Source organism: Streptococcus sp. GS001 (assembly GCF_021595565.1).
GTDB classification, from domain to species: domain Bacteria; phylum Bacillota; class Bacilli; order Lactobacillales; family Streptococcaceae; genus Streptococcus; species Streptococcus xiaochunlingii.
In genome coordinates, this window is the sequence record NZ_JACSYJ010000004.1 from 72,608 (window position 1) to 94,893 (window position 22,286).

A 22,286-nucleotide genomic window follows, 5' to 3' on the forward strand; every position below is an offset into this window, starting at 1 on the left:
CCAGATTAAATCATCCTGACCTCCTGCTACACTCCATGATGGAATTAAAACTTCTTTCAAGCCAGTCGGTGATACTACATTACGAACTACTGCATCAAAGGTGCCTGTACTTGAGTTGTTGTTCTCAATCGAAAGCATCCCTTGCGGCTTAGATTGACGAACTTCTACAACAGTCTCTGTAACATAACGGCGCTTATTTTCTTGATCAATATAATGAACGTGAACTTGGTACTGTCCAACTGAGTTCTTGTGGTCACTTGCCTTGATCGTTGCTCGATAGGAACCATCAGCTTGACGAGTGGCCTTATGCCAGATTAAATCATCCTGACCTCCTGCTACACTCCATGATGGAATTAAAACTTCTTTCAAGCCAGTCGGTGATACTACATTACGAACTACTGCATCAAAGGTGCCTGTACTTGAGTTGTTGTTCTCAATTGTTACGGTGCCACTTGGTTTTAAATCCTCTGGTCGTTTTCCAATAAAAACATTTGTCACGGTTCCACCAACACCCGTCATCTGTCCATTGTTCTGAACATAGTAAAGGTGGATATTGTAAAGACCGGTTGAGTTTTTATGGTCCGACGCTTTTACATTGACGGTATAGATCCCATTTGCTTGACGGTTGGCTGTATACCAAACAAGATCATCTTGACCACCTATTTCTGACCAGATTGGTACAGACACTGTTCGAACTCCATTTGGCGCCTTAACATTTGAGACTACAACATTAAAGCGACCCGCCATTGTATCATTATTGACAATGCTGATCTTACCGCTTAAGGTACCTTCTGTCGGATCAGCTGCAGGTTTTGCATTCGCTGTAAAGCGACCGGTATAGTCTACACTGTGGTCAAAGAAGTGCTTTCCTGGAAGCAATTCCGCCTGAGAAGTGAACTGCCATGCGCCAGCTTTTCCATTGTAACGCAAACTTTTCGCATCATTTACAGATAGTTTCGGAGAAGGATATTGGGCAACCCAGAAATTCTGAAGACCAAAGTGAGCAGTGTTGACAGGACCTTTCTTGCGAAGGTTGTTTTCATCCAACCAGCTGGCACTAGTGTAGAACATCAAGTTGGTGTAGCCATTTTTACGCATTTCATCCACCCAAGCTTGAGTATTGCGGTTGATATTTGACTGCATCTTAGCATCTTCAAAGTCATTGACCATAAGAGTATTCTTTGGAAGATTCAAACGTTGTGCTGCCGCAATATAGAATCGTGCTTCTGCACGCGCCGCTTCTTCAGAAGTATAGCGAGAGAAGTGGTAGGTCGATACTTGCAGACCCGCAGCTTGTGCATTGCGAATTTGGTTCTCCGCATTCGGGTTCTTGTACCAAGTGTCTTCTGTCAATTTGACAACGACACCGCCTACGCCCTTATTAGCTAAGGTACGGTAGTCGCCAATACTAATCTCTCCGTTGTGGCTACTCACATCAACGAATGATTTTGGCTGAACTGCCACATCCGTAGAGCGACTAGCTGGAGCGTTTGAACCCGTATTGAAAAAAGTGGTGCTTCCTGCATCAGACTGAAGAGGAGTTTCTTCTGTCTTCTCAGTAGGCGCTACTTCTGTAGATTTTTCTACAGATGGTGTACTACTTTCCGAAACAGTAGTAGTACTCGTAGAAGCCACAGACTGTTCGGTCACATTTGCTGGTGCAACGTAGTTGCTTACGATAGGTGCTGCGGTCTTTTCAGAAACGGCTACTTCTGGTGCTTTTTCAGTTTGCACTTGCTTGCCTTCAGTAATAGCAGTTTCTTTGGAAACCAGCTCATCTGCACTTACTCCTTGAGTAGATGCAGCCATCAATATTGCTGCTCCCGCATAAAAAATAAGATCTTTCTTTTTCATTTAACCTTCTCTTGTATATAAATTTTATACTTTTACCATTTTACCATACGGCATCATTGATGAAAAGTTCTATGATGGCTTTTTTAAAATTAGTTTTATTTTTTTGGAGAATATAAAAGAAGTTCAAACGAACTTCTTTTACTCTCATTTTAAATGGGTTAAGGCTGTCTTTAGGTAGTGACCATCTCGAATTTCCTGGCCAACACGCTTGGCATTGTCCACCAAGTCTTGGTAATCAGTATCTGAAAGATTGTCGATTGTCTCCTTCAAATCATGGAGAGACTCTACTGCAATCCCACAGCCATTCTCTAAGACAAAATGTGAGAGGGCAGATTGTTTCCAAACAACCAGAGGAAAACCTGCTGCTAGGTAAAGAGAAGCTTTATGAGAATTGTTAAAACGCAGATAGTTGCCGTAAGTACCCTGACATGTTTCCGAACTATCCCCATCCCACACTAAGCCAAAACTACCTTCTAGAGCTGCCGGTAGATCATCAGGCATAAAGGCACCAAAGTAAGTGATGTTATTCAAAGCACGACTTTCATCGTACCCAACCCCATAGAGGTTATAGGCAGGATTCTCTGGCAAACTATATAGATAGCCTGATTTTGTTGGGTTTAAATTCCCAGCAACAATGATTGCTTGTTCTTTTTGAGGAAGAGACTTTTCTTGAAAATTTGGAATCAAATAATCAAAAATCTCTAAACTAACCATTTTATCAACTGGAAATCCTTGATTAGCTAAAACGCCCTTCATGATGTCATTATGAACAATAATCCCATCCACAGACATCATAGCTTTCTTCTCTTGGAAATAGTTTCTCAATTTATGTCTCAATTTCACTTCAGAGCCTGCTGCATGGCGCAAGGTTTCAATATCGTGAATCAAGAGATAGAATTTCGCTCCCCTTTTTTGTGCCTGCTTGATGAGCTGTGCAATCAAAAATGTATGATGGATAATTGGAAACTGAATGACCAATTCATCCCCTAAACCTAGTTGATCAAACACAGATTTAGTTGCACTATATTTGTGTTGTTGGGCCTTAAAGAAATTCATCTGATACCAGTTGTCAACCTTAATCTCTAATCCCTTATACCCTTCTGAAATCAGAATGGCTTCCACGTCATTTCGCGCCTTACTTCCTGCATTCTTTTCATGTTGATTATGCAGAAATGAATCTTTCAGATAATATCTCACTTTTCTCCCCTTCACTAGACCTATCTCTATATGCTTCCAAGTTCTTTCTCAACGACTTCCAAAGCACGCTCAATGACCACGTGCATGTCGTAGTATTTATAGTCTGCTAGGCGGCCACAGAAGATAACCTTGTCATTTTTAGCAGCTTCTTCTTGGTACTTGGCAAACATGGCGTTGTTCTTTTCATCATTGATTGGGTAGTAGGGCTCATCTCCACGTTTCCAGTCAGCTGGATATTCACGGGTGATGACTGTCTTCGGTTGGGTTCCATATTCGAAATGCTTGTGCTCGATAATCCGAGTATAAGGAATTTCACGCTCGGTATAGTTGACCACGGCATTGCCTTGATAGTTTTCCTCATCCAAGATTTCATGTTCAAATCGCAGGCTGCGGTATTCCAACTCCCCATGTTTGTAGTCAAAGTACTGGTCAATCATCCCTGTAAAGACTACTTTTTCCGCTGATGCTTCCAGCTCTTCACGATTGGCAAAGAAGTCAACCCCAAGCTCTACTTCTACATCGCCCAGCATGTTTTCAATGATGACGTTGTATCCACCGATTGGAATCCCTTGGCAACGATCATTAAAGTAGTTATTATCAAAGGTCAAACGAACTGGGAGGCGTTTGATGATAAATGGTGGAAGGTCTGTTGCAGAGCGTCCCCATTGTTTTTCTGTATAGCCCTTGATCAACTTTTCATAGATATCTGGACCAATTAACTTGATGGCTTGTTCTTCCAAGTTTTTCGGTTCAACATCTTTCATGTCAGCCGTTTGCTCGGCAATCTTATCCTTGACTTCTTGAGGAGTCTTAGTGCCCCACATAGCGTAGAAGGTATTCATGTTGAAAGGAAGGTTGTAAAGACTGCCCTTGTAGTTAGCCACCGGTGAGTTGATATAGTTGTTAAACTCAGCGAACTGGTTGACATAGTCCCACACCTTTTTGTTGGACGTATGGAAAATATGGGCACCATACTTGTGAACATTGATCCCTTCAACTTCTTCACAGTAGATATTCCCACCGACGTGATCGCGCTTGTCAATCACTTTTACTTTTTTACCACGTTTTGTAGCTTCGTGTGCAAAGATTGCGCCAGACAAACCAGCTCCGACGATAAGATAATCGTACATAATCTCTCCTTATTTTTTTATGATACTTTTTAGTTCTTGAAAATCCAAGATTCTTAAGATTAAAACCAAGCCTCCGTAGACTAGGAAGCCAAGTACAGAACATATCAATACATTTACAACAGATGAGAAGTTGATAAAAGTTTTTATAAAATACAAAGCACCATACATCAGGAATGCTGCTAGGAGTATTTTTAGCATGGATGGAAGAATCTTGACTTCTTTTAGATAGTCACTTGTAAAGTATAGTTGGATAAGCCAGACTAAACCTTCTGTTACAACAGAAACGATTGAAGCTCCAATATAGCCTAAAGGCGGTATCAAGATGAGATTTAAGCCTACACTAAAAATAGCTGGAATGGTTGTTGATAGCATAAATTCACGATTTCGATTATGAGGTATCAAAATCTGGATTCCCATAATATTAGTCCATCCGATAAAAAACATCCGAAAGACCATGATGGCAATCGCATAACGAGCATCTTGGAAATCTTGTCCCAAGAAAAATTGAACAAAGTCGTTGTTGACAATCAAAATCCCTGCAATCATTGGAAAAATAACAAGGTTATAAACCAAGAAAGACATTTCATGTAATTTGTTAACTGCTTTTTTATTTCCAGATGAAAGAAGATTAGAAACTCGTGGAAGCATGACACTTCCCAGTGAAGTTACCAAAGTCAACAAAATATTTATCAGTTTAAGAGCTTGATCGTAAATCCCTACATCCTTAGTAGAAGACAAGGCTCCTAGCATAGTACGATCTAGCGTGATATAAAGTGAAATTGCTATTTGAGGTAAAAACAAGAGGACTACCGGTTTGATATGTTGCTTGGCATAGACCAAATCCAGATGAGGTTTGCGAATGTGTTCACGAGCAGGAAGCCACATACTCAGTTGACCCAATAAATCATAGACAGCTATAAGAGTTATATACAAATATAAATCAGATGGTTTCTTTACAAAAAGAAAGATTGAAACAACCCCTAGAAGTTTGACCATGGTGTTTCGAGCGGTAATCTTTTTGAAGTCTTCAAGTCCTTGAAAGAGCCAAGAAATATCTAAACCACGAGATAACAAACCAAAGCCTAAAATATAAGCAATTGGATTGTTCATGGAAGGAACCAAGAGACATACTATGATATAGAGACTAATTGCTAAGCAAGTAGCCAGTACCTGCAAACTATAGATCCCCCAGAAGGTCTTAGCTACTTCCTTACGGTTCCCCGAAATTTCCTTGGTCCCATAGTTGGCCACACCCAGCGTTGCTAGCAAGATAAAATAAGTCACAATGGAATTATAGTAGCCATAAGTTCCTAAAGCATCCGACGAGAAGACCCGAGTGATGTAGGGGGTTGTAATGACTGGTAGGACGATGACTAAGAGTTGGTAGGATAGATTGTAGAGGTAGTTTTTAAGCACTTTCATAAATATAGAAAACTTTGCCTTCCTGTTAAATTATCGTTTAATCTTCTTTATTCAATTTCATTATCTGAATTCATGATAAATAAACGACTGATAAATAAGATCAATGGAGAATATCGAAGAACTAACATTTGAGGGTCAAACATGCCATGGATAATCATTACTCCTAAACAGGCAAGTACGATATCTTTTCGAATGGTTACAAAATATTTCATAACTTTAGTAAGAGTCAACAACATGAAGGCACTTACGATTAAGCCATCAATAACCAACAACTGCACAAACGAGCTATCTATGAAATTATAATTACTAGTAAAATTCCCGAAAATATCTAAGAGTGTGAACTTAATATGTTGTCCTAACCAAGATACTCCAAAATTGCGGAAGCCCTCTACACTTAACCGTAGCCGATTATGTGTAAATTGATCTACAAAATGGAATAAATTCCCAGATGAATAAAAACAGAAATATAAGGTAATGATTAAAGCCAAAATAAAACCATATTTTGCTATTGTTTTCATCCAGAAGTGTCCAATAATAAAGTCTTTTTTTATGATTTTCAGACTAAACAACGCATATGTAAGTATTAAAATACTTAAGTAAAATGGACTAGTTGTCGAAGTTTGTTGGTACATATAAATCGTGGCAAAAAGCAAGGAAAGTAATTCCATGTAAGAAATTTTTTTCCCACGAAACATCAGATAACTACACAATGCAAAAAATAATCTTTGTGAAGCAAACGAAACATAATTAAACCCTAGACTAAAACGATAGCCACCATCTGCCCTCATGAACATATTCGAAATCACGCCCATGTTGCTAGCAAAAATCGTCAAAACAAGGACTAGAAATGTGGCAAAAGAGAAAGTTCCTAATAACTTTCTGAAATCTATATCTCTAGCAGAAAAAACAAGTAAAAGAACATTTAAATCAAGTAACCCCTCTCGATTTTTTGCAACTATAAACATAGAAATAATGAACAATACTGCTATTAACAGTTGTTCCCAATGAAATCTAAAGTGATACAAGCTTCTTGGAAGATTCACCAACTCTTTTATCAGAATCATAGCAATTGTGAAATAGAGGACGATCCTATACAATGATAAGGAGCCCTCTAATCTAATAAAATAAGTAGTTGTGACTAATGACGTGACAACAACCCATATAAATAAGGTGATTAAATAAATTTTTTCTGATATAGTACGATTGTTCATCACAATAGTCATCCAACCCTTTCAATCATATAATTAAAAATATTTAAAACTTTACAACTCTCTTTTATCAAATATCAAAGAATTGAACTTACCCTTTTGATTAAAATCTGTATTTTTTTAGAAAAATCACCGTACGATGCATTCTATAATTAAGTGAGAATCTAACGAAAAGATTGATAAAAGGAGTATTTTTTTGTCAAAATAACCATCTCTTTGTTTACACACAATTCTTCAAAATATTGCCGTTTCAAAAGAAGAGGTGTTTTTTTGAACTGAAATATTTTGAATATTACTCATTAGAATAAGAGATTTATTTGATCAACAAATTGTTCATCATGAATGCCCCATATTGACATCAGCTGGTTAACTTTCTCTAATTTTTCCAGTTGATATTTCATTCGATTAGGATTATACTATCCCATAGCAGAAGAGCCCCCTGCCCGAAATATAGACATATTAACAAGTTTGTGAGAATACGATTTTATTGAGACATTCGTATACAGTTCGATTGAAACGAACATCTTCTCCCAATTCATAGGTTTCAAAAACAATTTGATGTGTTTACGATAATAAAAGTATAGAAAAATTCCTGTTGCTGCTAGTATAGAACCTGCATTCAAACGTGCATCACAAAAATGAGTAACAAATCCTGCTAAGGCTAAACCCGAAAAAGTTCTTTGAAAGATAAACTTGTTTCTATAAAGATAGGAAATAACCATATAGATATAAAAACAATGAGAGGCAAAGTCTGTAGGATAAATAAAACCAAAAGAATTCCGAACCACGATACCAGTAGATCTGTATTGAACAAATTGTAAATTAGGAATAATATCAATAGCAGAAAGAAAAACAATCAACAGAACAAAGAATAAACCTAATCCTGCATATAATTTAAGAACACTCTCATATTCGACCTTGTAAAGAACAATAATTAGAAAAATAAACATCGAAGCATTCAGGGTTCCAGTCTTAAAGTAAATCATACATCCTACCAGAAACAAGAGAGGCGCAAAGATGAGAAAAGTCAAAGAGTACTCTTTAAAATAAAGAAAACGAACTCCTAAAAAGGGAATAACATTAGGGATACGAGGCAAGAGAGATGCTAACATCGAAGTGTTAAGCATGTCCATAGATACAACTAATATTAGAACCACTGCCACTAACAGTTTATCGCGTTCTATCTTTGACATTTTTTTCCTTTTCTAATCTCAAGCATCTCATATTTTACTGAAACTTTTTTAATTTTTTAAAACGATAATACAAACCCGGAGTCAAAGATAACATCATGTAAATTGCCTTGTTTTTCAGGCTAATCCGCTTATTTTTCATAACTCTACCTAGGTATGGACGAATTTTTCTTTGAATTCGAGTTATTTCCTCTTTAGAAGAATCAGTTATTAAAATGAAAATGTGAAGACTACCAATGAACAAACGAGCGATGACAGCATCGTCAAGGTTTATATTATCTGAATAGTCCTTCTTGACAACATCCTCCAAATGATTCATAGAATGATAAAAATCGTAGTGCTTACTGTTAAAGTTCGATAGAGTAATACTATTCGGTCTACGATAATAATGGTAGATACCTAAATCAATAATGCAAACTGATTCCACTTCTTTCAAGTAGTCACTAATTACATATAAATCTTCGTAGATTTTCCCTTTTGGATAAGGATATTTTTCTACAATATCTTTGGGAAAGAGTTTAGCCCAGGCAGAGACTGTAGCCATTTTACCATATAGCATTTCTATTAATGTTTCTTCAGAAGAAAGAAGGATAGCTTTCGATAATATTTCCTCATTTAATTGATAATTTTGGTAGGATTCATGATCGTAAGTATCATTGCCTTTCCCTGCGACAATACGAGCGCCTGTTTGTTTCTGAAGTTCCATCAAAAGCTCAAGGGCACAAGGTTCGAAATAGTCATCTGGATCTAGGAAAACGATCCACTCTCCTTTGGCTTTGGCTACACCATAGTTTCTAGCATCTGACAGACCACCATTTTCTTTATGATATGCCGATACCCAGTCATACTCACTTGCATATTGATCGCATAGTTTCCCAGAATCATCCGTGGAACCATCATCAACTAAGATAACTTCAAAATCTTTATAGGTTTGATTGAACAAGCTTTCCATAGCATAGCGAAGATAGGCCTCCACATTGTAAATGGGTACAATTACCGAAATCATATTTTCTTTTCTTTCTCTTACTCAGTTAGATATTTAAATCTCAAATGAACTTTTTTCTGGGAAAAGTTGATTCATGGCTTTTATAAAGTCCACCATTACTTTCTCTTCGTCCTGAACATTGAAACCATCATTGATACACATAATTTTATATTTTCCAGAATTCAATAGTTTCCAAAAATCAGAATCCGCATTATCTAGAGAGAACAAACCTCCCAAGTCAGGATCTGCGACTTCATATTCTCCACTTGCAATCTGCCAGTATTTAAAAAGCCAAACGTTTGTATCAGATGGATTTCTAAACCGACTAGCCGATGTTTTCTCCAAGATGGCAGTTTCTTTCTCCCATACCAACTCCATGGTCGACTTTAAGAGGGGATGCGTCAAATGATTTTCCCAAAAACCACATATAAATTTACTATTTCTATAGAGTAGGCTCTTAACGATATTTTTTAAGCCTTGCTTGAAAGATAAAAATTTGCCATTTTTAAGAATCTCGTCCCTACTAAAATAACTGGTTACAATTTCCATATCGTTTACTTGGAAATGCCCCGTACCGTAACGTTCTGGGACAATCGGTGATAAGGCTGTATTATACTTTGGCAAACCGTCTTCTGAGAAGAAATCCGTTGGTTCAACTGGAGCTGTTAGATAAACATCATCATTAAAAAACACAAAATGTTCAGAGAGTCCAGGAATTCGATGGATATTGCTCTCGATAGGATTCGCAGAAAAAACAGGTAGATATTCCTTACGGATGATATCTGAATGATCGACTAAAACCAATTTTTCGCTAGTAATATTTAACCAAGACGGTTTTTGTTGGTCAGTAACGAGATAGACCTTATTGACCCAAGGAGCAAACTTTTCTACCCCTCTAAACCAGTATTTAAAGGTTCCCCAATCACGATAAGCCTTGATCGAATTCATACTTTTTTTTGAAGTATCTATTGACTTAGAGTATTCAGCCTTTTTAGCTTGCCAAACAGGATCCCCACCGTCTACCCAAATAACAACAAAATCTATTTTATTCATAATCTTAATTTTCTATATCTTATACAAATCTGAGAAATTCTTGATATAACTCTCCAACGAAAATAACTCTTTTTGGCGTTTGACAGATGCTTCACCAAATTGTTTTCTCTTCTCAGTATTGTCATCTAATTCTTGAATAGCCTTAGACAATTCTCCAGGCTGATTCGGTGTAGCAAGAAGACCGTTTTCGCCTTCCTTGACCATCTCACAGACACCACCATGACGGTAACCGACTACTGGTTTGCCACAAGCCATGGCTTCTAGCACGACTGTTGGTAATGGATCTGGATTGGTACTTGGCAAGACAAAGATATCAAACATATTATAGAGTTCTGTCGTCTTGCTATAATAGCCAATTCGTTTGATTTGCCCAGCTACTGGTGAGTCTGAAATAGCTTTTTCCAGCTCATCCACGCGCCACTCTTCCCCCTCAAATGCACTACCTGCTAAAAAGGCTACTGATTTGGGATTGGCTTGTAAGATTGGAGTAACAGCTTCCAGGAAGTCCCCTTGCCCTTTCCAGGCATTCACTCGACCAACCATTCCGATGACCAAAGCATCCTGCACGATCCCAAATTGGTCACGGACAGCACTGGCATCCATCATCTGATAGACAGCATTGTCAACACCATTATAGATGACTTGAACTTGATCATCTTTTACAAAACGAGACTGCTTGACGTGGTTGGCTACAGCATTTGAAACTGTCACAATCGTATCGGCATAGCGCCCCATCAAAAAGTTGATAAAATCTGAAATGGCTTTTGGTTTGACGATAATTTCATGCACATGCCAAATCAAAGGAAGTTTCAACTTCCGCTTGAGGTAAATTCCTTCAAGAACCGCTGTGGTGTTGTTGTGAACAAGGGTAATCCCATTCTCCTTGGCATATTGAGCAATTTGTTTGGAGTAACGGTTATAAGAGCCAAAGTACTCAAGGATTCCTTTTGGATTAAAATATTTTCGGCGTAATATTGGGTAATCAATGACTTTAACCTTAGCACCGACCTCTTCTAAAGCACCCACTAAGACACCGTCATTAGGTAAGATGACATGAGCTTCAAAAGCATCTTTATCCAATCCTTTAATGAGCTCCATCAACACTTTATCAGCACCGTACATTTCGGCACCAGCATGGAGATATAATATTTTCTGCATTTCTAACCTTTAAATACTTTCTCGTAGTCTGTGACAATCTTTTCCCAAGTAAAGGCTTCCGCAATCCGTTGACTTGATTTTTGATTGAGATCTTCGATTGCTTGAGCATCCAATTGTTCAGTCTGATCAATAACACTTGCCAATTGTTCTTTCTTCCAATAGAGTGCACCGTCTTCACCGACTTCACGGTTAAAGCCAACATCTAACAAGAGGTTGAGTTTAGTAGACTCAAGAGCCTCAAGAAGGGATGGATTAGTACCACCTACCTCATGACCATGGAAGTAAGCGAAGGCATTCTCACGAATGTATTTGAGCAATTCTTGATCATAGACCGTCCCAACAAACTTCACTCGAGAATCTTGATCAAATCCTGTATCCTTACGCAACTGTTCATAGAACTTGTTTTGTTCTACATTGGTAATCAGAACAAAATCTTTTTGGGAGTTTGACTGCATAAAGCCACGAATCATGGCTTCATAGTTGTTTTCCGGTACAAAACGCCCCACGACAAGATAGTAGTTTCCTTCGGAGACTTGCTTATCTGCAAACCACGTCCGTACCTTCTCGTCCTCTTTGTTCAGGATAGACTTGCTTGTATCCGTTCCATAAGCGATATAGGTCGTCTGTGGCTGATACTTAGTGTAAGCCTTTTGAATATAAGCCTCGATATTCTTGCTATCGCAGATCAAAAGATCGGCGTTTTTAACCATGAGTTGTTCAGAAAACTTCCAGTATTTACGGACTGGAAGACTCCATTTCGCACGAAGCCATTCATGTCCATCCGGATTGACCATCAGAGTCCCTCCGATCGCCTTGATTTTCTTCTTGATACCAGCGATAAAAGGGCCGATCCGACATGCCAAAACATAGAAGATAGGGGCTTGATCCTTGTTTTCTTTTGCGATTTCAATAGCTTTATTGAGAGCTGCAATATCATAAGCAATAGCACGTGCAGGACCGATATTAGGGACATCAATGTTGTAGCAAATTGCGCCGTTATGTTCAAAAGTATCTGCAGTAATCCCTGATTTTGCAGAATTCTCCCGCATACATGCCACATAGTACTGAATCTCTCGATCTTGTTGGCACTCTGTCAGCTTTTCGACAAAAGTTTCAAAACCACCATATTTCGCTGGAATTCCCTTAGAACCAACGATATAAACTGACTGTTTCATTTTTCTCCTTACATGGAAAGGACGAAGCAGGAATTTCCTACTTCGCTCCATCTCGTTTAAATACAACTTTGATCGTTTTCAGCAAGATTTTAATATCTGACCAGATGGTCCAGTCATCGATATAGGACACATCTAAGCGAACCACTTCATCAAAGTCTGTAATTTCGCTACGTCCACTCACTTGCCAAAGCCCTGTAATTCCAGGTTTGAAACTCAAACGACGTTTTTGTTCTGGAGTATACTTCTCATACTCATCCACTGTTGGAGGACGGGTTCCAACTAGGCTCATATCACCTTTTAGGACATTAAAGAATTGTGGCAGCTCATCCAGACTGGTCTTGCGGATAAAGCGACCAATCGGCGTAATCCGAGGATCATTATCCATCTTGAACATACCACCGGTCATGGTGTTTTGATCCATCAATTCTTTTTTCCGTTCTTCTGCATCGACATACATGGAACGGAACTTATAAAACTTGAAATAGCGGCCATTTTTCCCGACCCGCTTTTGGGCGAAAATAGCCGGTCCTCCATCCTTGCGAATCAAGGGCACCAATACAATCGCCACCAAGCCGCATAGGAGCAAGCCCACCAAAGAACCACATATATCAATTACACGTTTCGCGGTCACATGGCTAGGTTTGTAGAAGTTGGTCGAGAAGGTGACAACATTGAGGCCAGCTACTTCGCGAATTCGTTTGTTGCCGGCAAAGTTTAAATCAAAAGCATTGAGGTTGACGGTAACGTCGATCCCCATGGTCTCAAATTGTGAAACATACTCCCCAATTTCATACTCTTCACTTGGAAGATTGAGAAATACTTCATCTACCACTTCATAGGTCGCATAGGCCAACAGGTCTTCCTTTGGAACAACCTGAACAAAGGGGTGTTGAAAGTCTGGCCGGTCTAATACAGTGACCGCAACCACTTCCCCTCCGCTATCATTGGACGAAAGAAGTCGATCCAGGACTTTATCCAGACGAGAATTCGCTGTAATCAAGAGAATCTTGTGACTTCCTTTGAGACTGTAATAGAAGCGACGCCAATACCGTTTAATGAAGTAATTCATTAAATAAAGGACAAGAGTCAGAAGAAACAGAAAATAAATCATCCCCCGGCGGGAGAGGGAGAACTTCTCCTCCAAAAAGAAGCTCGAAAAACTGATGGCTAACGCGAAGCACAAGCTGTATTTCAAAGTTTGTAAGAATTCAACTAGATGCCCACGTTTGAAGTAATCTTGGTTGTAATCACTGACGTAGAAGGCTACGAAATGCAATAAATACAGATAGAAAATTGTATTAGAGTGGATTTCTGTCTCTGTCACAAAACTAAACAAATAAGCCACAACTAAGACTGGTAAGCTTTGGACAAAGGCCAAAGCAAATTTGTGAAATCCCCTTCCTTCTGTCATAATATCCCGATCCTATTCTTTATCTTTTTTTCCCGTAATTGCCATAGTTCCCGTAATTACCATAAGAACCATATTTTTCTAATTGAATATCAAATTTATTGAGGACCACTCCTAGGAATGGTGTCCCCGTCTGCTCTAGTTGCTCTTTGGCCTTTTGAACAGCCTTGCGACTAACAGCTCCTGCTGCTGTCACAATCAAGCTACCATCACAGCGTTGAGCAATAATCGCCGCATCAATCACCATCCCAATTGGTGGGGTGTCGACAACGATATAGTCATAGTGATTGCGGAGCGCCTCAATGATGACCTCGAAGTTTTTACTTTGCAAGAGACCCGTTGGATTTGGAGAAACCTGCCCTGACAGGAGCACATCCAGTTTTGGATAATCTGTCGTCGCAATTGCTTGCGAAATCTCACTCTTCCCAGAAAGTACTTCTGTCAAACCAGCAACACGACCTTGGCTCTTGAAGACACCTGTCATGACCGAGTTACGGATATCCGCATCGATCAACAAGGTACGATAGCCCGCACGCGCAAAGGCTGTCGCCAAATTCGTAGAAATGGTTGATTTTCCTTCGTTTGGTTGCACAGATGAGATGGCAACAACCTTAATATTGGTCCCACTCAACTGAATATTGGTACTCAAGGCATTAAAATACTCTTCAGCCTGAGTCATCGCTGCTAATTTGCTTTTTACAATTTCTAAGGTTGCCATGAATTCTCCCTCTTACAGTTTCTTCACACTAGGGATCACACCTAATAGAGTGATGCCCATCACTTCTTCGACATCTTCTGGTTTCTTCACACGGTCATCCAATACCTCTGACAAGATCACCAGGATGGAAATCAAGACACCCCCAAGGACAAAGCCAATAACGACATTTCGCTTAATATTTGGTGAAGAAGGGTTTTGCGGTACGACAGCCTCATCCAAAGTCGTCACGTCAGATACCTTGGTTACAGCGATAATTTTTTCGGCCGCTACATCTTTCAATCCATTCGCGATCCGAGCTGCTTCTTGTGGATCTGGGTCTGATGCTGTGATGGACAAAATCCGAGTATCCGCTGGAACTGCCACTGAGACTTTCTTAGCAAGCTCTGCTGGAGTCATTTCCAACTTCAACTCTTCGATGGCTTGGTTCAAGACATTTTGAGAAAGGATGATCTCGCGATAGTCTTTAACCAAGTAGGATCCCGCTTGAAGATCTTGGTTGGTCAAGGCATTGTTTTCTTGATTCTGACGGCTGACTACGTAGATACGGCTGGTACTTTGGTAGATCTTTTTCGCTACAAAAGCGCTGTAGCCTAGGGCTCCAATCGCAAACAACAAGGCCGTAATGATAATTGAGAATTTACGACGCCATAAGGTTTTAAAGAGGGAGACCACATCCAATTCGATCTCTTTGCTCTCTTGGTTTTTCATATTCACTTTCTCCTTTTCAATCTCCGTGATGGAACTTGATGATTAAAACAATTCGTCATCCAATAATGTTTGCTGATTTTCAACAAAAAGGGCACGCGCCCGGTCACTGCCGTAGCGTTTTTCAATCAACTGATAAGCCTGGTCCATGTATGGAGGGCGCTGATCAACATTGTGCATATCGCTGGCAACAAAATGGACCAAGTCCTTGTCCAAGAAATATTGGGCACGATGTTTCATGAACTTATAGCGATCACCAAACAACTTCGGCTTGAGGACACTCGAACTATTGATCTGGGTATAGCATCCCATTCGGATTAATTCCCGCACCCGTTTTTCATTTTTTTCCAAACAGTGGTAGCGTTCAATGTGGGCAACCACCGGAGTCACTCCTAAGCGCAAAACTGCACTTAAGGCCTGGTGAATCTCCTTGTAGGGGGTCGCCATACTAAACTCGATCAAGGCAAAGCTGGTTTCAGCAAGCGTTGGAATAGTCCCAGCTTCCAGTTTTTCAAGAATATCTCGCGTATAATAGATTTCTGCTCCAAAATGCAAGGTCATTTCCGGTAGATAGGTCGCCACCATCTCTTTTACTGCTAAGTAGTTTTGATAGATCTTTTCTTCTGGGGTTTCAAACATCCCTTTCCGACGATGGGACGTCGAAACGATGGTTCGGACCCCTTGACGGTAGCTTTCCTCGATGAGGAGTTTGCTATCCTCAATCGTCTTTGGTCCATCATCCACATCAAAGACAATGTGTGAATGAATATCAATCATTGTTTTTTCCTTCCATGGTTTGGTTTATCTTTTCTTTGGCTTGTGCCACGCTATCAGCATTCAACTCCATCATGTAAAGAGCAGATCCTGGCATCGCATATGAAGGCAAGTCATTTCGTCCTTGTCCAGTGACAGCTTGTGAAGTCACCTTGTAGCTTCCACCAGTCTCCAACTGTGTATTGACCAAATTCATAATGGTTGGCAAGGGCATATTGGTTTGCAAGGAATCTTGTAAACCAGAAACGATTTCGTTGTAATTGCTCAATGCTTTGGTCGATGTTAATTTATGGATAATGGCTGCGATGACTTTTTCTTGGTTCTTCCCACGGTCGTTGTCTCCACCTTCGAGAGAGTAGCGTTCACGGACAAAGCCAAGAGCTTGTTCCGAATCCAAGTGGACTTTTCCTACAGGGAAGTGGTAGTTCCCGTGTAGACTTGTAAACTCTTGATCATTTTCTACATCAATCCCTCCGACGAGGTCGACAAGCTTTAAGAAAGAAGTGAAATTCAAGCGGACATAGTAGTCAATCTTGATGTCGTACAGATTTTCTAAGGTATGAATAGACGCATCTACTCCGTAAATCCCAGCGTGGGTCAATTTATCCCCTTGGTTGTTCCCACCATCTGCGATCGGTACATAGGCGTCACGCGGAGTCGTGGTCAGCAAGACTTGCTTGGTCTTTCGATTGACCGTCATGATAATATTGACATCAGATCGAGAAACCGAAGTGACTGGGCCATAGGTGTCAATCCCACTGACATAGATGTTAAAGGTATCCGCATTGGCATCCGCCTTTGCCTTGGTTTCCACTTGGCGACGGATCTTGTAAGAATAGATTTTCTTTAATTTTTTCGCGTAGTCAGCATCCACACTGGCAATGGTATCTTCAAAGGTACTATTCAAAGCAATGGCTTGTGTCTTATCTTCTTGTAGGGCCTGGTAGGCTGCCACGTAAGATTCCACATCTTCGATGGTCAAGTCATGCTGGCGCGTTTTCTTCACTTCCTCTACCAAGGCTAGAAGATCATCTGCATTATTATTCCCCGTAGGCGCTGCTACACTGCTGATTTCTTTGATATCTTGGATTGGACTATCTGCTTTGACATAGACAGCCATTTCAAATTCCGTATAGTTGGCATTTCGGTTCACATTTCCAGCGACATCGACCAATTGCTGGGTAACAAATGTCCCCACGGAGGTCCCTAGCAAGCCTAAAACCAATAAAAATAGCGTCGTCTTTTTAGCCTTGCCTGCAAGGATCAAACCCAAGGTTAAAAAAAGTCCGCCAATTAACAATACCGTCACAAGAATATTCAAATAACGGAAAGCTAGGATATTGTAGCTAAAGACATTATAAAGAAAGAGCCCAGCTACAAGTAGCGTTAAAACCCAGAGACCACTATTTACAATGCGTAGCTGATCCCAACCGCTTGTTCTATTTGAATGTTTGTTTTTTCTACTTCGATTCATTTTATCCCCCATACTATTTTCTTAAATATTATAACATAAAATTGGCCTACAGATCAGAATCTATGCCCATTTCTCCACTATTAATTTTATACTATTCCTAACTTTCTGTACAGTAACATAAGAAAAAATGAGCAAATAAAAAAGGTGAGTTTCCTCACCTTTTTTATAGGTTTATACTTTATCTTTTGAGGTTGAACTTGTATCTGAATCCTTGCTAGTCGAAGAATCACTCTTTGAAGAATTGCTTCCTTTACGAGTTTCAGCTCCATCAGCAGAGTATTCGTTTACAAAGATTTCCTTACGTAGTTCAAGGAAGCTTTCATCACTAAGGATATAACGCCCTTCTTTGGTTTTTGTCAATTCCAAAGTGTACTCACGTGGTTCGATGTACCCAAAATCTTCGTTCAAACGATCAAAGGCATAGTAGAACAAGAAGTTGTTCAATAAAGACAAACGTTTTTCCAGATCTGGATCTGTGTTGTCTTCTAATTTTTTAACATCTTCAATTCCGTTTTCAAACAGACTAGATTTTGCGCGGTTGATCAAGTTAGCCAAGTCACGTGTTGCAATTGCACGAGATTTGAAGGTAACCGTCGCAATATCTCCTTCGTCTTCAACCTTGGTGATTTCATAGTCATCACCGATCGTTGCTAACACTTTGAAACGAGCTTGGTCAAACAATTCCAAGATTTTTTCTGGAGTGAATGTTTCAGTTGTGAGTTCAAGTGTGTAGTTTTCTGCTGGTAAATATTTTGATGCATTTTCATCGACAAATTTTTCGGTGATTTGTTTTTTCCACTTGTCAACTGATGTACCCATCAAAGTTGTGAAACCAGAAGAATGATCTGTAAAGATGGCACGAAGAATAATATCCCCATCTTTTTCAATTTGTTTTTTTGTCTTTTCTTCTTTTGATTCACTAGATTGTTCTACTTTATCCTCTTTAGTTTGAGGTTTTTCAACAACTGGTTTTGATGAACAAGCTACTAACATCAATAAACAGGCTGGTAAAACACCATATTTTACAAGCTTTTTCATAAGTTCTCCTTATTTTTTATAGATTATGTTCATTATATCAAAAATTACCCTTTGAGAATTCTCAGATAAGTGTATGTAAACAAATTGTAATATTTCATTACACACTTCACACTAACAAGCCCTCCTTCCCCTAAGAAGGGCTCAATTCGCCTATAACATTGGTGCAAACAACTGCATAATCTCTTTGATCAAATGCTGGTACCAGGTAATCCGGAAAGTGTCTAGCTTGATTTGCTGAGATACAGAGAAAATCTCTCCAAAGTCCGCTCGGATCTTGGTCAATTCTGGACTTCGATACATCCAGACAGCATTCTCATAGTGGTGTACTAGGCTCCGATAGTCAAAGTTGATGGTCCCGACTACTGCGACTTCATCGTCGGCCAATACTTGCTTGCTATGGATAAAGCCTGGAGTGTATTCATAGATTTTCACCCCTGCTTCCATGAGGTCTGGATAAGCCCCTCGTGTAACGATTTGGATCAGTTTTTTATCTGGAATGAAAGGAGTCACGATGCGTACATCGACCCCTCGTAGAGCCGCATTTCGAATATCTTCTGTCAAATCATAATCAATGATTAGATAAGGGGTCGTAATGTAGACATAATCCGTCGCCTGATTGATGATATTCTGATAAACAGACTTACCAACTTGGGACTTGTAGATGGGTTTAGGGCCGCTACCAAAGGGAATATAGAAGCCTTCACCCTCTACCGCTTGGTTTTCCATATGGTATTTATCAAAATCTTCAATTTCCCCCTGGTTGATGTACCAGTTCATGAGAAAGAGCCGCGTCAAGGCCTTAACCGCTCGACCATCTAAGCGCACTGCACTATCCTTCCAATGACCGAAGCGCTCTATCTGATTGATATACTCATCCGCTAGGTTAACCCCACCTGTATAGCCAATCTGACCATCAATGACCAAGATCTTGCGGTGGTCTCGATTGTTATAAGCCACCGTCAATCGTGGCACCACCTTGTTGAACTTATGGGCGTCAATGCCTAATTTTCGCAAGCGTCTGGTGTAGTTCCCCTTCAGGGTCGCCATACAGCCGATATCATCGTAGAGCAATTTCACCTCTACCCCTTCTTTAACCTTTTCAAGTAGGATATCTAGGATACTATTCCACATCAGGCCTTCCTCGATGATGTAGAATTCGAGAAAGATAAATTTCTTAGCTGAGCGCAAATCCTCCAACAATTGCGGGAGCATCTGATCCCCTAGCGGGAAGAAAGTCGAAGCCGTCCCGTTGTACAGGTCTGCATTGTGGTCCATGGATAGAATAGAGTTGACCATCCCATAGACGCTCTTACTCTCTTCTTTCAACTGGAGGCGAAGCTCGTGGCTATTATCCTCACGGAAATTCATGGATTCCATATTTTCCAACTGGACCATTTCTTTTTTGGACAGACGCCGCTCCCCAAACATGAGGTAAAGAAGGGAACCAAAAACGGGGATGACGGCAATTAAGAGCCAGGTCACCTTGCTCTCTGGAGGCATATTCCGGTTAACAATCGCCAAAATGGTCGAGATATACAAGAGGACCATGATGGTGACAGACATCCAATTGGGGAACCATTCATTTAGCCAAAAGAAGGCTGCAAAGGACAACCAGAGTTCAAACCCCATAAAGAGGATACTGAACCCATATTTGGACATTAACAATCGAATTTTTCGAAAACTCACCCTCGTTCTCCTTCTTTTCTAATCCCTACTAGTATACCAGTTCTAAGAAGGGAGCGCAAACCCGATAAAATGAAAAAAAAGGCTGGGACAAAAGTCCTAGCCTCTCAATTGTCTTTGGATTATCGAGCAAGACGCAGTGGTTGAGTGGGCTCTACCACGCTGATTTCATCAGCTTTCACAGCCCTACCCAACTATGCGGAGGTGGGACGACGAAATCGAATTCTAACGAATTACCAATTTCTGTCCCACTCTCACTTCTGCTATTTTATTGCTTGGTCAAAACAATCGTATCATCATCATAGAGCTCTTGGTCAAAGTCTTCCAGAGTCAATTGTTGCCCCTCTAGTCGATAGCGGTAGGCATCATCTCCAATGATAATCGACTGGTTGGCAGCATCTAGTTTCACTGGCTTGATTTCTTGTTCTCCGTCAGGCTCCACAGCTGTCCAAGTTCCTGTATTTCCTGTGACAACTAAGGTAATCTGGTCCGCTTCATCTACCCCTTTGTAGGTTCCATCAATATTACCTTGAGTCACTTGAGTGTTTGTAGTATTTAAACTAGATAAATTTGAGCTTCCATCAGAAGAACTTCCTTGTGTATTTGTTGTCTTTGCTTCGGAATCAGTCACCTGAATATTAGACTGTGAAGAAGATGGTGTTTGCTGATTCGAACACGCTCCAAGTAGGAGGACTGTAGCTGTTGCCAATAAAGCAGTCACTTTCTTTGCCATTGATGGTCTCCTTTCGCGCCAACCTTTTAAGGGACTTCCCCGTTTATTTGTGGCTCACCTTTAGTATACGATAGAGTCTGTTTTTGGTCAATCTTTATGATTGAGCGTTGAATACCATCGCCTATAAAGGGTTCTTTCCTTGCTCCAATAGATAAGCGCGAACTTCCGAAATAAAGTAAAGAGAACCGGTGACAAAGAGCACCTCTTGACCATCTTGTCGGCTATAAAAATCTTGCAAATAATTTCTGAAATCTGCTACATAAGGATAACCTAAGCCATCCGCCTCTTGGACCACTTCCCCATAAGCAAAGGTCGTCACCGTCAAGTCCGCCTCCGGCAAGTCGCTTGCAAAGATCTCCAACATCCCTTGGTAATCCTTGCGTTTTAAAGCACCAAAAAGGATCTTCACGCGCTTATCTGAAAAGGTACGGGCATATTCGACCAAGCGATGGATGGCATGGGGGTTATGAGCGCCATCTAGATAGACGCCCTGGTCAAAATTCTCCAGACGTCCCGGCCAGCTAGTCGCTTGCAAAGCCTCCCGAACACCGTTTTCATCGACCGCCAGACCTCTCTGCTCCATGAAGAGGAGAAAGGCTTCAAGAGCCACCGCAGCATTCTCTTCCTGATAAGCTCCATTGAGCCCAATTTTCAGTGAGTCAAACCGATGGTGCGCATCTTGAAAGACGCCCTTTATCAGTTGGAAATCTTCTCCATAGCGAGCCAGTGGACAGCCTATTGCCTGGACCTTTTCTATGCAGACTTGCTCAGCCTCTTTAGCCAGTGGACCGATAACAGCCGGCTTCCCGGCTTTAAAGATTCCAGCTTTTTGCCTAGCAATGGCCTCTAGGCTTCCTCCCAAGGTCTCCTGATGATCCAGCCCTACTGAGGTGATCACTGCTACCTCTCCTGTGATGACATTGGTCGTATCAAGGAGGCCTCCGATCCCAACCTCGATCAAGGCCAGGTCTACTTTTTGTTCATGGAAATACAAAAAGGCCAAGAGGGTGATGATCTCAAAGTAAGAGAGTTGGTCGTGGGTCTCGAGAAGCTGAGACTCCATCGCTTGGATGCTCTGACCCAAGCGAATCAGATCTTGATCCGAAATTGGTTGCCCATTGATACAAATCCGATCATGCATACTAACGATATGTGGAGAAGTAAAGGTCCCTACTTTCAGACCATGCTGTTGGAATAGTTGGCGCATAAACGCAATGGTTGAGCCCTTCCCGTTAGTCCCCGTCACATGGATCATCGGAACAGCTTCATGAGGATCCCCTAAGAGCTTTACAGCCTGTTGCATCCGCCCCAAGCCTGAACGAAAATTGAGTCCAATTCGGCTATTCATCCATTCTTCAATTTGATTCATTTCTTTCTCCTA

The 22,286-nt window shown here is 40.5% G+C and carries 19 protein-coding genes; all 19 read right to left on the reverse strand.

Translation table 11 applies throughout. The features are described from left to right. A partial coding sequence (locus H8S88_RS08075; protein ID WP_236128239.1) for a GBS Bsp-like repeat-containing protein occupies positions 1–1,854 on the reverse strand: 1,854 nt, incomplete at its 3' end. A gap of 144 nt (positions 1,855–1,998) precedes the next feature. Further along, on the reverse strand, positions 1,999–3,051 hold the full coding sequence (locus H8S88_RS08080) for a sugar transferase (RefSeq protein ID WP_125335091.1): 1,053 nt from the start codon (positions 3,049–3,051) through the stop codon (positions 1,999–2,001). Positions 3,052–3,077: 26 nt separating this feature from the next. Beyond that, a complete protein-coding gene (gene glf / locus H8S88_RS08085) occupies positions 3,078–4,181 on the reverse strand; it encodes a UDP-galactopyranose mutase (protein WP_048690202.1) in 1,104 nt (367 codons plus the stop codon). 9 nt (positions 4,182–4,190) lie between these two features. Then, a complete protein-coding gene (locus tag H8S88_RS08090) occupies positions 4,191–5,603 on the reverse strand; it encodes a flippase (RefSeq protein WP_236128240.1) in 1,413 nt (470 codons plus the stop codon). Between the two features lie 47 nt (positions 5,604–5,650). Continuing rightward, complete coding sequence (locus H8S88_RS08095; protein WP_172605106.1) at positions 5,651–6,826, reverse strand: polymerase; 1,176 nt, start codon at positions 6,824–6,826, stop codon at positions 5,651–5,653. Between the two features lie 401 nt (positions 6,827–7,227). Further along, complete coding sequence (locus H8S88_RS08100; RefSeq protein WP_061564478.1) at positions 7,228–8,004, reverse strand: hypothetical protein; 777 nt, start codon at positions 8,002–8,004, stop codon at positions 7,228–7,230. Positions 8,005–8,038: 34 nt separating this feature from the next. After that, complete coding sequence (locus H8S88_RS08105) at positions 8,039–9,007, reverse strand: glycosyltransferase family 2 protein (protein ID WP_125329281.1); 969 nt, start codon at positions 9,005–9,007, stop codon at positions 8,039–8,041. 33 nt (positions 9,008–9,040) lie between these two features. Next, a complete protein-coding gene (locus H8S88_RS08110; protein ID WP_061564480.1) occupies positions 9,041–10,039 on the reverse strand; it encodes a Stealth CR1 domain-containing protein in 999 nt (332 codons plus the stop codon). Between the two features lie 12 nt (positions 10,040–10,051). Beyond that, positions 10,052–11,197, reverse strand: coding sequence for a glycosyltransferase family 4 protein (locus H8S88_RS08115; RefSeq protein ID WP_061564481.1), 1,146 nt, complete (start codon positions 11,195–11,197; stop codon positions 10,052–10,054). A 2-nt stretch (positions 11,198–11,199) separates the two neighbouring features. Beyond that, on the reverse strand, positions 11,200–12,372 hold the full coding sequence (cps2T, locus tag H8S88_RS08120; RefSeq protein ID WP_061564482.1) for a beta 1-4 rhamnosyltransferase Cps2T: 1,173 nt from the start codon (positions 12,370–12,372) through the stop codon (positions 11,200–11,202). Between the two features lie 37 nt (positions 12,373–12,409). Further along, positions 12,410–13,783 (reverse strand): sugar transferase, encoded by a 1,374-nt coding sequence (locus H8S88_RS08125; RefSeq protein WP_048690217.1) that lies wholly within the window; start codon positions 13,781–13,783, stop codon positions 12,410–12,412. Between the two features lie 19 nt (positions 13,784–13,802). Beyond that, positions 13,803–14,498: a tyrosine-protein kinase gene (locus H8S88_RS08130; RefSeq protein WP_223355699.1), complete on the reverse strand. Its 696-nt coding sequence runs from the start codon at positions 14,496–14,498 to the stop codon at positions 13,803–13,805. Positions 14,499–14,510: 12 nt separating this feature from the next. Next, positions 14,511–15,206 carry a Wzz/FepE/Etk N-terminal domain-containing protein gene (locus H8S88_RS08135; protein WP_061564484.1) on the reverse strand — a complete coding sequence of 232 codons (696 nt, stop codon included), beginning with the start codon at positions 15,204–15,206 and terminating at the stop codon, positions 14,511–14,513. A gap of 42 nt (positions 15,207–15,248) precedes the next feature. Then, complete coding sequence (cps4B, locus tag H8S88_RS08140; RefSeq protein WP_061564485.1) at positions 15,249–15,980, reverse strand: capsular polysaccharide biosynthesis protein Cps4B; 732 nt, start codon at positions 15,978–15,980, stop codon at positions 15,249–15,251. Further along, positions 15,973–17,451, reverse strand: coding sequence for an LCP family glycopolymer transferase CpsA (gene cpsA, locus H8S88_RS08145; RefSeq protein ID WP_048690230.1), 1,479 nt, complete (start codon positions 17,449–17,451; stop codon positions 15,973–15,975). The genes cps4B and cpsA overlap by 8 nt, the downstream gene beginning before the upstream one ends. A gap of 171 nt (positions 17,452–17,622) precedes the next feature. Beyond that, entirely contained in the window at positions 17,623–18,489 is an 867-nt protein-coding gene (locus H8S88_RS08150) for a hypothetical protein (protein ID WP_061564486.1), read from the reverse strand. 150 nt (positions 18,490–18,639) lie between these two features. Then, complete coding sequence (gene cls, locus H8S88_RS08155) at positions 18,640–20,175, reverse strand: cardiolipin synthase (protein ID WP_236128241.1); 1,536 nt, start codon at positions 20,173–20,175, stop codon at positions 18,640–18,642. A gap of 265 nt (positions 20,176–20,440) precedes the next feature. After that, the gene (locus H8S88_RS08160; RefSeq protein ID WP_236128242.1) at positions 20,441–20,905 is read right to left on the reverse strand and encodes an SP_0198 family lipoprotein; all 465 of its coding nucleotides are present in this window, start codon (positions 20,903–20,905) and stop codon (positions 20,441–20,443) included. A 121-nt stretch (positions 20,906–21,026) separates the two neighbouring features. Continuing rightward, positions 21,027–22,274, reverse strand: coding sequence for a bifunctional folylpolyglutamate synthase/dihydrofolate synthase (locus H8S88_RS08165; RefSeq protein WP_048789889.1), 1,248 nt, complete (start codon positions 22,272–22,274; stop codon positions 21,027–21,029). Positions 22,275–22,286 lie beyond the last annotated feature (12 nt).

Bases quoted from the DNA above. Each gene is read 5' to 3' on its own strand.
- glf (WP_048690202.1), bottom strand. From the start codon at position 4,181: ATGTACGATTATCTTATCGTCGGAGCTGGTTTGTCTGGCGCAATCTTT.
- H8S88_RS08090 (WP_236128240.1), bottom strand. From the start codon at position 5,603: ATGAAAGTGCTTAAAAACTACCTCTACAATCTATCCTACCAACTCTTA.
- H8S88_RS08095 (WP_172605106.1), bottom strand. From the start codon at position 6,826: ATGACTATTGTGATGAACAATCGTACTATATCAGAAAAAATTTATTTA.
- H8S88_RS08100 (WP_061564478.1), bottom strand. From the start codon at position 8,004: ATGTCAAAGATAGAACGCGATAAACTGTTAGTGGCAGTGGTTCTAATA.
- H8S88_RS08105 (WP_125329281.1), bottom strand. From the start codon at position 9,007: ATGATTTCGGTAATTGTACCCATTTACAATGTGGAGGCCTATCTTCGC.
- H8S88_RS08110 (WP_061564480.1), bottom strand. From the start codon at position 10,039: ATGAATAAAATAGATTTTGTTGTTATTTGGGTAGACGGTGGGGATCCT.
- H8S88_RS08115 (WP_061564481.1), bottom strand. From the start codon at position 11,197: ATGCAGAAAATATTATATCTCCATGCTGGTGCCGAAATGTACGGTGCT.
- cps2T (WP_061564482.1), bottom strand. From the start codon at position 12,372: ATGAAACAGTCAGTTTATATCGTTGGTTCTAAGGGAATTCCAGCGAAA.
- H8S88_RS08125 (WP_048690217.1), bottom strand. From the start codon at position 13,783: ATGACAGAAGGAAGGGGATTTCACAAATTTGCTTTGGCCTTTGTCCAA.
- H8S88_RS08130 (WP_223355699.1), bottom strand. From the start codon at position 14,498: ATGGCAACCTTAGAAATTGTAAAAAGCAAATTAGCAGCGATGACTCAG.
- H8S88_RS08135 (WP_061564484.1), bottom strand. From the start codon at position 15,206: ATGAAAAACCAAGAGAGCAAAGAGATCGAATTGGATGTGGTCTCCCTC.
- cps4B (WP_061564485.1), bottom strand. From the start codon at position 15,980: ATGATTGATATTCATTCACACATTGTCTTTGATGTGGATGATGGACCA.
- cpsA (WP_048690230.1), bottom strand. From the start codon at position 17,451: ATGAATCGAAGTAGAAAAAACAAACATTCAAATAGAACAAGCGGTTGG.
- H8S88_RS08150 (WP_061564486.1), bottom strand. From the start codon at position 18,489: ATGAAAAAGCTTGTAAAATATGGTGTTTTACCAGCCTGTTTATTGATG.
- H8S88_RS08160 (WP_236128242.1), bottom strand. From the start codon at position 20,905: ATGGCAAAGAAAGTGACTGCTTTATTGGCAACAGCTACAGTCCTCCTA.
- H8S88_RS08165 (WP_048789889.1), bottom strand. From the start codon at position 22,274: ATGAATCAAATTGAAGAATGGATGAATAGCCGAATTGGACTCAATTTT.